Origin of the sequence: Terribacillus aidingensis (assembly GCF_040703035.1) — a bacterium.
Classification (GTDB): domain Bacteria; phylum Bacillota; class Bacilli; order Bacillales; family Amphibacillaceae; genus Terribacillus.
The window spans coordinates 2022684-2035334 of the sequence record NZ_CP159996.1; the positions used below are offsets into that span (position 1 = coordinate 2022684).

Here is a 12651-nt window from a genome sequence, read left to right on the forward strand (position 1 = left end):
CGGTTATTGTCTGTATTCATCTCTAATTCGTTCGGATGTTGGGTAGGTATTTGTTGTCGGATCGGAAATATTTGTCGTTGGTCTTTCGAATTCTTCATGTCCTTGTTCCGCACGTTTTTCTTGAAGTTCTGTTATTTCAGCTGCTTTTTTATCATTATCCTTACGTAAAGCGCGTACTTCCCTATTTAATTTGAACATACGCAACCCTCCTACAGATGCTGTAATTAAGACGCCCATCAAAACGGAGAACAGAATGATCAGGATTAGCGGAGCAGAGCCTGTACCGAATAGATAGTCCACCTGCACGCTGTCTACGTTGATAACTGCGAATACTGCAATAAGTACTGCAAAGATGACTGCTAGAATGATATACCATTGTGCCTTCATTTACTGGCTCCTTTCTAATGGTGCTACTCTTTACATTCCCCATTCCCCAAAAAATAACCCCCGTATTTACTACGGGGGTTAGCCAATCAGACTTGCGGTCCTTCCACTTTCTTTTTCTCTTCATGGATGATTGGATTTTTTTCAATATTTCTGCCGCGCCAAACGAGCCATAGCTGTGAAGCAATGAATAGGGAAGAATATGTCCCCGCTGCCAGCCCAATTATAAGCGCAATAGAGAAGTTAGCAATCGACGCAGCACCGAAGAGCCACAGAATAATCGCTGCAACTATTACAGTCAAAACAGTGTTCACACTTCGCACAAGTGTCTGCAGCAAGCTGTCATTTACGATTTTGGCCAGCTCATCGAACGTTTTGACTTTCCGTTTGATACGGATATTCTCTTTGATCCGGTCAAAGGTCACTATCGTATCGTTGATCGAATAACCGATGATAGTCAGAATTGCTGCTATGATCGTAATGTCGAATTCCAGTCTGGTGATACTGAATATCGCCAAAATGAAGAAGGCGTCATGCAGCAAGGCCAAGATGGCTGTTACAGCAAACTTAAATTCAAATCGGATCGTCGCATACAGGATGATACCTATGGAAGCAAAGATGACAGCGTATAATCCATTTTCCGCTAGTTCTTTTCCGATTATAGGCGATACTGTACTGATACTCGGTGCATCTCCATATTCATCTTGAATACTGCTCTTCAACTCATTTTCCTCGTTTTTTGTGAGCGTATCCTCTAGTCGGACGGAGGCATGTTTGCCATCAGCCGACAGCTGCGTTTCCCTCGACTCGAAGCCGAAGTCATCCATCTTCTGCTCTACTTGTTCTGTCGTAAGAGCCTGATTTGAATCGAATTCCACACGAGATCCGCTCGTGAAGTCGATACCAAGATTCAGCTTGAATACACTCAAGCAGATGATCCCGGCAATCGTCAGCGCGATAGAGAAAGCAAAATAAGCTTTTCTATGCTTCACTAGATTCAGCTTCAAACCATAGAATGTGACTTCACGTTCCTCTTTATCATTGAGTTTGCGAATATTTCTTTTCGAAACTCCGAACCAGCCTGGTTTCTTGTCAAACGCACGGCTTTTCACCAACAAGCTGAGCAATGCCCGTGACCCATACACAGCTGTAATGAAGCTCAATAGAATACTGATGATTAGTGTCGTTGCGAACCCTTTGATGGAGCTCGTACCGAATATGAACAGCACGATACCTGCAATCATTGTAGTCAAGTTGGCATCTGTAATTGTAGCCAATGAGTTTTTGTTACCCGCTTTGTAGGCGGCTTTTAGAGACTTACCGGTTTTCAGTTCATCTTTTATCCGTTCGTAAGTGATGATATTGGCATCAACAGCCATCCCCACACCTAGGATTAATGCTGCAATTCCTGGCAGCGTCAGCACTACACCAAGTAAATCAAACACAAGTATGTTCAAATAAGCAAAAATTGCCAAAGTAATGGAAGCAATTAAACCAGGAAGTCTGTAGTACACAATCATGAACAACAGAATAAGCGCGAAGGCAATATACCCTGCAAGCATAGTCTGATCAAGTGCTTCCTGTCCGAATTGAGCACCAACTGAGTTTGAGTACACTTCCTCCATCTTCACTGGAAGTGACCCAGCATTCAGCAGGTCTGCAAGCTCTTGTGCACTTTCTACTGTGAAGTTACCTTCAATCTGAACTGATTTACTGTTGATAGTCTGAGAAACTGCAGGAGCAGAAATGAACTTTTGTTCATTCTCAGGCTTTTGTGCTTCCTCTTCATAAGAGTCGCCATCTTCATAATCCAGCCAGATGACCAGACGGTTGTCCGGGAATGCACGCTGAGAAAGCTCACTTGTCACTTCGCCGAATTTGGAAGCGTCTTTCATATCGACCGTAACAAGCGGCTGATTCGTTTGTGGATCAAACGCCTGCTTCGCACTGCCCGCCTCAATATCCGTACCATTCAGATATTCTTTATCTGCTGTGTCACGGAATGATAGATTAGCAGTAGTCGACAGCATCTCACGAGCCTGTTCCTGATCCTTCACACCAGCAAGCTGGACTCGAATCCTGTTTGGCTGCTCGATATCAATGCTTGTCTCACTGACACCTAGGGAATCGACACGCTCCGTTAATGCCTGTGCTGTGGCATTCAGCGTTGCCGTATTTACCTCGTCCCCTTCTTCCAGCGGACTTACTTCATATAGCACTTCGAAACCGCCCTGCAGATCGAGTCCTAAGTTTAAATCGTTTGCGATTCCTTTAATCGTCGTTCCCATCGCACCCAAAAGCAATAGGACGATCAAGAAGAAGGCAACAATTCTGCCTCTTTTCACCATGATGCAACTGCCTCCCATTTTCCGTTCAACGGAAACCTAATATGATGCAGAGTTTTTCTGCAATAAAAGTACATACATATGTACGTGCTGTGCTTGTCCCTCAAATACTCACATAGTATAGAGAACATAAGCCGGCACTGTCAACATTACCCGAATCAGGATTGACCATTGATAGCAGCAATGGATGCCATCAGATCCTCATCTTCTCCATACACTGACATTGTCAAATAACCCATATAAACCGATACATTCAACTGCATAATATCAGCCACTACTTCATATAGACGTTTTGGTTTGTCTTTCTCTTTTTTCCATACCTTTTTTTCCATACAGTTCCAGATATCCGCAGCAGAGGCTTTATCGTAGCCAAGCAAATGAAATTCTTCCTTCTTGCTAATCACTGCAGGCATCACTTCCGACTTCCATTCGTTCACCGTCTTTGTTTCGTACACGTTTCTACCTCCTAAAACAACTTGCCTTTGTTCTGTTCAGGCTTGTCATGCTTGGCCATATCTCATGCATACATTTAATTGTAGCCGAAAAACTAACATTTGAGAAGGCAGGTTGTCGATGTGACAAAGCAGACTTTCCTAAAAGGGGCACTCATACTGATTGCCGCCAGCTTGATCACCCGCTTCCTAGGATTCGTGAACCGGATTGTCGTTGCACGTGTCATGGGGGGAGAAGGGATTGGTCTATACATGATGGCCATGCCTACGTTGTTCCTGGCAACTGCCATTACCCAGTTCGGTCTGCCTACTGCTATTTCTAAACGGGTAGCAGAAGCAGACGTGCGTGGAGACAACGAACAAATAAAAAAAATCGTTGTTGTTTCGCTAACCGTAACACTCAGTATCAGCATTGCATTTGTCGGTCTTCTTTACTTTGCAGCTCCATATCTTGCAGATAAGCTGCTGAAAGATGCGCGTGTCATCTACCCAATGCTGGCAATCGGACCAGTTATACCGATATTGGCTGTGGCATCAGTACTTCGGGGGTATTTTCAGGGGAAACAGAATATGAAGCCGCAGAGCTTTTCACAAGTGATCGAACAGATAGTCCGAATCAGCTGCACAGTCTTCCTCGTAAAGTTCTTTCTGCCTTATGGGGTTGAATTTGCAGCTTTAGGGGCAATGATTTCAGTTTTAATCGGCGAATTCATTTCTTTGCTCTACATGCTGTATCAATTCAAACGAAAAAAGACCGTAAAAATACGATCTCAATTCGTCACAGCTTTAAAGGGCGGCAAGCAGACTTTGGAGCGACTGTTCTCGATTGCCTTACCTGCCACTGGCAGCAGGCTTGTTGCCAGCGGAACCCACTTTCTAGAGCCGATACTTACAGCACAAAGCCTTGCTTTGGCTGGGGTCGGAACGGCAATGGCCACAAGGCAGTACGGAGAACTTACCGGTTACGCACTCCCCCTATTGTTTTTACCGACTTTCATTACGAATTCTCTTGCAACAGCTTTGCTTCCTTCTATCAGCGAGGCAAATGAACAAAATCGACATCAATTCGTACATTATCGGATTCACCAGGCAATTCGACTCAGCTTTGCTTCAGGTGCGATTGCAACGGTAATTCTGACAGTATTTGCAGGACCGATCCTCCATTATATGTATGGAAGTGAAAGTGCAGAGCGATTCATTCTTCTCATGGCACCTTTTTATATTATGATGTATATCCAAATGCCGCTCAGTACTGCACTGCAAGCACTCGATGCAGCTAAGTCTGCGATGTGGAATACAATCATCGGTGCAGGCGTCAAAATCATCTTGCTTGTCTCTTTGGCATCCAATGCCAAGTTCGGAATTATCGGGGTTGCTATCAGTATGATTGTCACAGTTGTTTTAATAACTCTATTGCATTTGATTTCACTAGCACGAGTTGCAGGTTTTAGGCTATCTGTGAAGGAAATCGGTCAAATGCTAGGTCTGCTGGGAATAACAGCTTTTACTGCACACTTGTTGAAAGGGATATTCACTAGTTCACTATATAACCTTCCAACATTTCTATTTTTACTTTTGATTCTAACCATCCTCTATTTATTGTTCATGCTCAGTTTCGGCTTTATAACGAGAGCGGAAGTAGAGCAGTTTCTGTCCAGAAAGAAACGTTGATTCCTATCAGCGTTCATCTTTTCGGTCAATATACCAGTTATGATCTTGGTCGAGTGTACAATACGATATACGACCAATATCAGGATGGCCATGACGCTTCATCTCGCCGCGGAGCCAAGAAGCAGTTTTACCGATATACTCCAATGCTTTTTGCTGAATCTCGCCGTCGATGATCAGCGGCTGAACGAAACCGCTGCTGCCGTCATCTGTATCTTGTTTTTCAAATACAGATAATTCACCGGAAGTTTCCAGGATCGCAAAATCAACATCTTGTACACTTTTCGTTCCTTTTTCTCTCAGTTGCTGCTGAAGATCAGAAAAGCTGTAACGCTGTTTGCGCATCTCATGCTCATCTATCTTGCCGCGGGAAATAATGACTGACGGCTTCCCTTCCATAAAATCACGCATCTTAGGAAACTTTAGAGAAAGTAATGCTGTCCCTCTCTGTATAACCAGTAGTATCACCATCGGCACGATAAAATGAAGCAAGTGACTGCTTGGGTCTTCGATGGAGAAAACGGCTATTTCCGCCAGCATCAAATAGACGACCAAATCAATGATGCTCAATTCGCCTATCTCTCGTTTTCCCATAAGACGGAAAATGATAACAATGACAATATAAGAAAGAATTGTTCTGCCTATGATTGACCATTCCAGTGTATCAAGCAACATGACCACCTCCTTTTTGCTTATTTTGTGTTAGAGCAATGGTTCTATTCGTTCTTAATTTGGTTGGACGAGCATACAGTAGCCATATAGACATGCTGGAGGGATCTTTGTGAAAAAGAATGTACAAGCGATATTGTATGGCTGGATAACCGTCTTTGCACTGCTGCTATTCATAAGTTTCACACTAGCATTATTGCTTCGCTTCACGGAAATGGGGGAAGGAATGCTTGACTGGACTACCCTCGGAGCTGGAGTACTCAGTTTATTCATCGGTGGTTTCATCGCAGGGGTGAAAGGCGAAGATAAGGGCTGGATGCTTGGCGGCATGACCGCACTCGGCTTTTCCCTTTTCATCCTTCTCTATCAGTATCTAGGCTATCAGGTAGGTTTTTCTGGAACACAGCTGCTGACACATGGCGGGTTTCTAGCAGCCGCCCTGGTCGGTGGTATGATCGGAGTCAACATTAAAACGAGCACATAAAAAAGACAGGAGAGAAATCTCCTGTCTTTGTCTTTTACACTTCTGAAGGTTTAACGTCACGGATCGCATTACGATCGAACGTCAATTTACTGCCGTCATCCGTAGTCAGGACTACAGATGCCTCGTCTATAGCATGCACCTTACCATGTAAACCACCGATGGTAACGATGCTGTCTCCTTTTTTCAAGCTAGACTGCATTTCTCTAACCTGTTTCTGACGCTTCTGCTGCGGACGAATCAACAGGAAGTAGAAGATGACAAACATTAATACGATCAGTATTAAACTTTGAATATTCATTCACTGCTCCCCCTTTCTAGAAATTCTTCGCGTTCGGCTTGTTGAAACCATAGCTTTCGAAGAATTCATCTCGAAAATCGCCAAGTCGATCCTCTTTGATCGCCTCTCTGACTTTCCTCATCAATTCTATCAGAAAATGCAAGTTATGGTAAGTAGTAAGCCTAAATCCGAATGTTTCGTTACATTTGATAAGATGGCGAATGTAAGCGCGTGAATAATTCTTACATACCTTACAATCACAATTCTCATCAATCGGACCGAAATCACGAGCATATTGCGCATTACGGACAACAAGACGGCCATTGGATGTCATACATGTTCCATTACGTGCAATACGAGTCGGAAGCACACAATCAAACATATCGATACCGCGGATCGCACCGTCTATCAAGGAATCTGGTGAACCAACACCCATCAAGTAACGCGGTTTATCCTGTGGCAGCCACGGAGTGGTAAATTCAAGCACACGGTTCATGACGTCCTTCGGTTCGCCGACAGACAGACCGCCGACAGCATAGCCTGGGAAGTCCATACTGACAAGATCTTGCGCACTCTGTTTACGAAGGTCTTCAAACTCACCGCCCTGTACAATTCCAAATAGTCCTTGCACATCCGGTCGAGCATGCGCAGTTAAGCAGCGCTCTGCCCAACGGCTTGTCCGCTCTACAGATGCCTTCATATAATCATATGTCGCTGGATACGGCGGACATTCATCGAATGCCATCATAATATCACTGCCAAGCGCATTCTGGATCTCCATTGCTTTTTCAGGGGAAAGGAATAGCTTCTCTCCGCTGATATGATTACGGAAATGAACGCCTTCTTCCTGAATATCTCGAAGATCACTCAGACTGAATACCTGGAAGCCGCCAGAATCTGTCAGAATAGCACCATCCCAGTTCATGAATTTATGCAATCCGCCTGCTTCTCGGATAATCTCATGTCCCGGACGGAGCCAAAGGTGATAGGTGTTTGATAGAATAATATTCGCGTTAAGTTCGGTTAATTCCTCCGGACTCATTGTCTTTACCGTTGCCAATGTTCCTACTGGCATGAATGTTGGCGTTTCAAAGCTCCCGTGGGGTGTATGTACGATACCGAGCCTAGCGCCTGTCTGCTTATCTTGTTTAATGAATTCATAACGAATTGCCATATTATAGTAGTTCCCTTTCTATTATCAATCTATACGAGCAGCATTGCATCGCCAAAGCTGAAGAAACGATAGCGTTCTTCTACAGCAGTCCGGTACGCATCGAGGATGAAATCCCGACCTGCAAATGCACTGACAAGCATGATCAATGTGGATTTCGGCAAATGGAAATTAGTGATCAAGCCGTCAATAGCTCGATATGTGAAGCCAGGATAAATGAAAATATCCGTCCAGCCGCTTGCTGCCACGAATTTTCCATCATGATCACGTGTGATTGTTTCCAAAGTACGAGTGGATGTAGTCCCGACTGAGATGATCCGTCCGCCGTTTGCACGGATCCGTGTAAGCTGATCTGCTGTTTCCTGTGACATTTGATAGAATTCAGCATGCATTTCATGCTCCTCAATCGATTCCACACTAACAGGGCGGAAAGTTCCCAACCCAACATGAAGTGTGATGAACGCGATTTCCACACCTTTTTCCTGGAGATTCGCAAGCAGCTCCTTCGTAAAGTGCAGGCCTGCTGTCGGTGCTGCAGCTGATCCTTGTTCTTTGGCATAAACAGTCTGATAGCGCTCCTGATCAGGCAGCTGTTCCTTGATATAAGGCGGTAAAGGCATTTCACCAAGCTGCTCAAGGACTTCATAGAAAATGCCGTCATAATGGAATTCTACAATACGGCCACCATGCTCCAGCAATTCCTTACATACTGCTGTTAGTTTTCCGTCACCAAAGCTAAGCTCTGTGCCGACTTTGACTTTCTTGGCCGGTTTGACCAGCACCTCCCAGCTGTCACCTTCTATCTGCTTCAGTAAGAGAATCTCTACTTTTGCCTGTGTGTCCTTCTTGATACCATACAATCGTGCCGGAAGCACACGTGTATCATTCAGTACAAGACAGTCTCCTGCCTTTAAATAGTCACCGATGTCAGCGAAGTGACGGTGTTCCATTGTCTTCTCTTCCTTATTTAACACAAGCAGCCTCGACGCTGTCCGATCCTGAAGCGGCGTCTGGGCGATTAGTTCTTCTGGTAAATGAAAATCGTAATCCTGTATATCCATACCTGTTAACTCCTAGTCTGTATCAGCGAAATTTGTTGAATAGGAACAAGATGAGCGACAGTACGATACTTACTACAATCGATGTTACGATCGGAAAGTAGACTGTCGTGTTCCCTTTCTTAAAAACGATATCTCCTGGCAGTCTGCCAATAAACGACATGATAATGCCGATTATAATACACACAACGCCTATAAGAATAAAGATTTTTCCAATGCCGGTCAAGCCCCTGGCACCTCCCGGTTGAAATGGACATAGGCAAGCGGAGTTACAACCCGTCCGCGCGGTGTTCGCTGGATAAATCCAATTTGCAGCAAATACGGTTCATATACATCCTCAATCGTCTGGGATTCTTCCCCGATTGTTGCACTGATCGTATCTAGTCCGACAGGGCCTCCGCGGAATTGATCCATGATAGTCGTCAGCAGCTTATGATCGATATGATCAAGGCCTTTTTCATCTACCTGCAGCTGATTAAGCGCTGCATGGGTCGTCTCCTGCGTGATATAGTCTTCCCCTTTGACCTGGGATATATCGCGCACCCGTTTCAAGAGCCGATTGGCAATCCTGGGTGTTCCCCTTGAACGCAATGCTACCTCGTTGGCAGCAGAAGGTTCAATCTCGACATCGAAAATTACCGCTGTCCGCTCGACAATGCTCGCCAAATCTTCTGTATTATAGAATTCAAGGCGACTCAGTACACCAAAACGATCTCTTAATGGTGCAGATAATAATCCAGCTCTCGTCGTCGCGCCAACCAATGTGAATGGCGGCAAATCGAGACGCACGCTTCTAGCACTCGGTCCGGTTCCGATCACAATGTCCAAAAAGAAATCTTCCATAGCAGGATAGAGTATCTCCTCGACCGCTCTTGGCAAACGATGGATTTCATCTATGAACAGCACATCGCCTGCTTCAAGTGAGCTAAGAATCGCTGCCAGGTCACCCGCTTTTTCAATTGCCGGTCCGCTTGTTGCCCGGAAAGACACGCCCATTTCATTGGCAATGATCGACGCCATCGTTGTTTTCCCCAGACCTGGTGGTCCATAGAGCAATACATGGTCAAGCGGCTCATCCCGCATCTTAGCTGCCTCTATGAAGATTGCCAGATTTTCCTTTGCTTTATGCTGGCCGATGTATTGCTTTAAGGTGGACGGGCGCAGACTGAGCTCGATCACTTCGTCTTCCTGTTTCAATTCGTTCGTTATCATGCGATCTTCCATCTTCGCACTCCTTTATTTCTTTTGACTTAACAAAGCCAAGCCTTTCTTGATCAAGTGATCCGCACTGTCGCTGTCTTCTTTTTTCAGCTGCGGCAATACAGCTTTGATCTCCCGCTCCTGGTATCCAAGAGCCCGCATTGCGTCTTCTGCATCAGCTAATGCAAGGCGTTTCTTAGATGTATTGCTTTCTGTCCCTGCAGATGCTTCGATTGCAGTAAGCGATACCATATATACAAGCTTACCCTTCAAATCGAGCACCATCTGACGTGCGGTCTTCTTACCGACACCCTGGAAGCTAGTCAGGAACTTATCATCTTCCCGTTCGATTGCTGCAACAAATTCCTCGACATTGACCCCTGCTAAAATCTGAAGGGCATTTTTAGGTCCGATACCAGATACCCCTAGCAGTTTTTGAAACAAAAACTTGTCCTCTGTATTTTTAAACCCGAACAAAGTCTGGGCATCCTCCCGTACATAATGATATGTATGGACAAGCGCCTCCTTGCCTTCTTCCATTTGGAATTGGAAAGGATTCGGGCAGATGATCTCATAACCTACACCGTGTGCCTCTACAAGCACCGCTTCGTCTGTAATTCCAGTAATATTTCCTTTTACATACGCTATCATGCTGTTTCTCTCCTACCTGAATCAATAACTAGCTTCTATTTTACCACACAAGCGTATGTTCGTATAAGGTTAATGGCGAAAAACAAGAAAAGGACCTCCCTCTCTTGAGGGACGACCCTTTCAACTTGGCATCGGTGCTATATCGTTTTTGGAACGGAATGCTTCCAGTACATCTTCATAGACTTCTCTGGATTGAATCTTGATCCCATCTTCAAGTTCTTCCGCTTGATGGCTTTCCAGCTTGCCCTTATTTATCTGATAAAACGATTGGATTGCCTGCTGGTCAATCGGTCTGCCTTCGAATATCGTCAGTTTCCCTTTGTAAATACCGAAATATCCATTCTTCTTTAATGAAGGAGAGATATCCATTACTTCTTGCTTAAATACAACCAAACCTTCTTTCTGGGAAACAAGCTGCCAATCATGATAGGTTGACCAGAAATCTTCCATTGCATAGATTTTCTCTTGATGGGTTACCTCTGTCTGCTTGCCATCTATATATTGACGCTGCAGTACGACCTTTACTTCTACTGGATCCGCAGCTTGCGCTGTTATACTCGGAACGAATAAAAGGAAAAGCAAACAAAAGACTAAGAATCTCCTCATGATCTTCCACCCCTATTCCGTTGCTTTTGCCTTCATTTTTTCCTGTCAGCGCTTCTTTATCCGTTTTTTTGAAAAAAAATGATTTGACCGACACTTTTTTGGTTTTCTTTTCGATTATATGTGGTAAAGGATTAGAAAGTTAAACAAAGGCGGGATAAAAGTGAGAAACACTACGCAGCAAAAGTACCTCCACTACGTGGAAGCGAAAAGCGAAGCAAACATGGCGAGCGTTTTCTCAGAAGAAAAAGCGACCTTGATACTTAGAAATCACATTCAGCACGCAGGTCTGTCCAAAGCAGAAGTACTTGCTATGGAAGATAAGTATCGCCAGGATATGCACCGCATTTTCGAGGAACATGGTATATTATAAATGAAAGCCCCTTCAACGGAAAAAGGGGCTTTTTTTATTTTACTTATTTTCTTGTTCATCTCCCGGCAAATCTTGGGCAGGTGTAGGCTCATAGAAATCGGCGAGCGGCTGCTGCACACCGTACGGATCTCTGTATTCCGGCTGTTGTTGCGTAAATTCCGGTGCTGCCGGAAAAGGAATATCCGGACCGCAACAAGAGCGCATCGTCGCTGGTGGATAGGAATAAGGTGCTGCTTGGTTTTGTGGGTTATAAGGTACTCCCATCTGCTGGCCTGGCTGGCCTCCTTGCATTCCCCAGTCACCCTGCATCTGCTGACCTGACTGACCTGACTGACCTCCTTGCATATTCCAGTCACCCTGCATTTGCTGGCCTGACTGACCTCCTTGCATTCCCCAGTCACCCTGCATTTGCTGGCCCGGCTGACCTCCTTGCATTCCCCAGTCGCCCTGCATTTGCTGGCCTGACTGGCCTCCTTGCATTCCCCAGTCACCCTGCATCTGCTGATCCGGCTGGCCTCCTTGCATTCCCCAGTCACCCTGCATCTGCTGACCCGGCTGACCTCCTTGCATTCCCCAGTCACCCTGCATCTGCTGACCTGACTGGCCTCCTTGCATTCCCCAATCACCCTGCATTTGCTGACCTGACTGGCCTCCTTGCATTCCCCAATCACCCTGCATTTGCTGGCCTGGCTGGCCTCCTTGCATATTCCAGTCTCCTTGCATCTGCTGGCCTCCTTGCATATTCCACCCTCCATGCATCGGCGTACCACCGTATCCTGGCTGCTGTATCAGCCAGCTACCGTGCTGTGGCTGCTGCCAGGCACCTTGATGGGGTTGATAAGATGGAAAGCCCTGCATCTGCTGACCTGGCTGCATTTGTGTAATCGGTTGAGTAGGAAGAGCCCCCATGTACGCTTGCTGCTGCGGCAGATTAGGAATGGAACCTCCACCTTGACCCGGCATAGAGATTTGCGGCATCTGCGGCATAATAGGATATGGAGTAGCAGACATGTCATCCTCTTGGATAGGCGGTGTATTATGGAACGTTGGAGCTGGTGTTTGTTGTCCTGCGTTTACAGGAGGAGTACCTCCTTCAGCTTCAGAGCGCAAGACCGCTTCCGTAGCTACTGCTTTTGCTGTAGACGGTATTTTGAGTTTCATTCCTGGCACCGCAAGCTCCGGCTCACGGATATGCCCATTCAATTCTCGTAATTCATCAAAGCTAACACCGTATTTTCTTGCGATACTCCACATGGTATCGCCTTTCTGTACAATATGAATCTTCAAAACTGAAACTCCCCTTTCATGAACTCACG

Annotated in this window: 15 protein-coding genes; 3 read left to right on the plus strand and 12 right to left on the minus strand. The window is 45.5% G+C overall.

All coding sequences use genetic code 11. The features are described 5' to 3' along the window. Window positions 1-3 precede the first annotated feature (3 nt). The 3 genes from ABXS78_RS10730 to ABXS78_RS10740 form a co-directional block, all read right to left on the minus strand. Window positions 4-387, minus strand: a complete 384-nt coding sequence (locus tag ABXS78_RS10730; RefSeq protein WP_366247229.1) for a lipopolysaccharide assembly LapA domain-containing protein — start codon at window positions 385-387, stop codon at window positions 4-6. A gap of 86 nt (window positions 388-473) precedes the next feature. Then, window positions 474-2732, minus strand: coding sequence for a protein translocase subunit SecDF (secDF, locus tag ABXS78_RS10735; RefSeq protein WP_366247230.1), 2259 nt, complete (start codon window positions 2730-2732; stop codon window positions 474-476). Between the two features lie 155 nt (window positions 2733-2887). Further along, window positions 2888-3184: a post-transcriptional regulator gene (locus ABXS78_RS10740; RefSeq protein WP_095222424.1), complete on the minus strand. Its 297-nt coding sequence runs from the start codon at window positions 3182-3184 to the stop codon at window positions 2888-2890. Window positions 3185-3304: 120 nt separating this feature from the next. Between ABXS78_RS10740 and spoVB the strand changes: the two genes are divergently transcribed. Then, window positions 3305-4852, plus strand: a complete 1548-nt coding sequence (spoVB, locus tag ABXS78_RS10745; RefSeq protein ID WP_366247231.1) for a stage V sporulation protein B — start codon at window positions 3305-3307, stop codon at window positions 4850-4852. A gap of 6 nt (window positions 4853-4858) precedes the next feature. On the opposite strand, the gene ABXS78_RS10750 is transcribed toward spoVB, so the two are convergent. Continuing rightward, entirely contained in the window at window positions 4859-5524 is a 666-nt protein-coding gene (locus ABXS78_RS10750) for a DUF421 domain-containing protein (protein ID WP_366247232.1), read from the minus strand. Between the two features lie 106 nt (window positions 5525-5630). On the opposite strand from ABXS78_RS10750, the gene ABXS78_RS10755 reads away from it, so the two are divergent. Then, the gene (locus ABXS78_RS10755; protein WP_366247233.1) at window positions 5631-6002 is read left to right on the plus strand and encodes a TIGR04086 family membrane protein; all 372 of its coding nucleotides are present in this window, start codon (window positions 5631-5633) and stop codon (window positions 6000-6002) included. Between the two features lie 34 nt (window positions 6003-6036). On the opposite strand, the gene yajC is transcribed toward ABXS78_RS10755, so the two are convergent. The 7 genes from yajC to ABXS78_RS10790 all read right to left on the minus strand — a co-directional run bounded on the left by yajC (window position 6037) and on the right by ABXS78_RS10790 (window position 10965). Next, complete coding sequence (gene yajC / locus ABXS78_RS10760; RefSeq protein ID WP_038561613.1) at window positions 6037-6300, minus strand: preprotein translocase subunit YajC; 264 nt, start codon at window positions 6298-6300, stop codon at window positions 6037-6039. A gap of 16 nt (window positions 6301-6316) precedes the next feature. Beyond that, window positions 6317-7453, minus strand: coding sequence for a tRNA guanosine(34) transglycosylase Tgt (gene tgt / locus ABXS78_RS10765; RefSeq protein WP_093727743.1), 1137 nt, complete (start codon window positions 7451-7453; stop codon window positions 6317-6319). A 29-nt stretch (window positions 7454-7482) separates the two neighbouring features. Continuing rightward, window positions 7483-8511 carry a tRNA preQ1(34) S-adenosylmethionine ribosyltransferase-isomerase QueA gene (queA, locus tag ABXS78_RS10770; protein WP_366247234.1) on the minus strand — a complete coding sequence of 343 codons (1029 nt, stop codon included), beginning with the start codon at window positions 8509-8511 and terminating at the stop codon, window positions 7483-7485. Window positions 8512-8533: 22 nt separating this feature from the next. Continuing rightward, window positions 8534-8734 carry a DUF2905 domain-containing protein gene (locus tag ABXS78_RS10775; protein ID WP_095218196.1) on the minus strand — a complete coding sequence of 67 codons (201 nt, stop codon included), beginning with the start codon at window positions 8732-8734 and terminating at the stop codon, window positions 8534-8536. After that, window positions 8731-9732 (minus strand): Holliday junction branch migration DNA helicase RuvB, encoded by a 1002-nt coding sequence (gene ruvB / locus ABXS78_RS10780; RefSeq protein WP_366247235.1) that lies wholly within the window; start codon window positions 9730-9732, stop codon window positions 8731-8733. The genes ABXS78_RS10775 and ruvB overlap by 4 nt, the downstream gene beginning before the upstream one ends. 12 nt (window positions 9733-9744) lie before the next feature. After that, the gene (ruvA, locus tag ABXS78_RS10785; RefSeq protein WP_095222418.1) at window positions 9745-10359 is read right to left on the minus strand and encodes a Holliday junction branch migration protein RuvA; all 615 of its coding nucleotides are present in this window, start codon (window positions 10357-10359) and stop codon (window positions 9745-9747) included. A gap of 120 nt (window positions 10360-10479) precedes the next feature. Continuing rightward, window positions 10480-10965: a BofC C-terminal domain-containing protein gene (locus ABXS78_RS10790; RefSeq protein ID WP_366247236.1), complete on the minus strand. Its 486-nt coding sequence runs from the start codon at window positions 10963-10965 to the stop codon at window positions 10480-10482. A gap of 160 nt (window positions 10966-11125) precedes the next feature. On the opposite strand from ABXS78_RS10790, the gene ABXS78_RS10795 reads away from it, so the two are divergent. Continuing rightward, a complete protein-coding gene (locus ABXS78_RS10795) occupies window positions 11126-11335 on the plus strand; it encodes a hypothetical protein (RefSeq protein ID WP_038561634.1) in 210 nt (69 codons plus the stop codon). A 39-nt stretch (window positions 11336-11374) separates the two neighbouring features. Here ABXS78_RS10795 and safA read toward each other — a convergent pair whose 3' ends face one another. Further along, window positions 11375-12622 (minus strand): SafA/ExsA family spore coat assembly protein, encoded by a 1248-nt coding sequence (safA, locus tag ABXS78_RS10800; RefSeq protein WP_366247237.1) that lies wholly within the window; start codon window positions 12620-12622, stop codon window positions 11375-11377. Window positions 12623-12651 lie beyond the last annotated feature (29 nt).

Bases quoted from the DNA above. Each gene is read 5' to 3' on its own strand.
- ABXS78_RS10730 (WP_366247229.1), bottom strand. From the start codon at position 387: ATGAAGGCACAATGGTATATCATTCTAGCAGTCATCTTTGCAGTACTT.
- secDF (WP_366247230.1), bottom strand. From the start codon at position 2,732: ATGGTGAAAAGAGGCAGAATTGTTGCCTTCTTCTTGATCGTCCTATTG.
- ABXS78_RS10750 (WP_366247232.1), bottom strand. From the start codon at position 5,524: ATGTTGCTTGATACACTGGAATGGTCAATCATAGGCAGAACAATTCTT.
- yajC (WP_038561613.1), bottom strand. From the start codon at position 6,300: ATGAATATTCAAAGTTTAATACTGATCGTATTAATGTTTGTCATCTTC.
- tgt (WP_093727743.1), bottom strand. From the start codon at position 7,453: ATGGCAATTCGTTATGAATTCATTAAACAAGATAAGCAGACAGGCGCT.
- queA (WP_366247234.1), bottom strand. From the start codon at position 8,511: ATGGATATACAGGATTACGATTTTCATTTACCAGAAGAACTAATCGCC.
- ruvB (WP_366247235.1), bottom strand. From the start codon at position 9,732: ATGGAAGATCGCATGATAACGAACGAATTGAAACAGGAAGACGAAGTG.
- ruvA (WP_095222418.1), bottom strand. From the start codon at position 10,359: ATGATAGCGTATGTAAAAGGAAATATTACTGGAATTACAGACGAAGCG.
- ABXS78_RS10790 (WP_366247236.1), bottom strand. From the start codon at position 10,965: ATGAGGAGATTCTTAGTCTTTTGTTTGCTTTTCCTTTTATTCGTTCCG.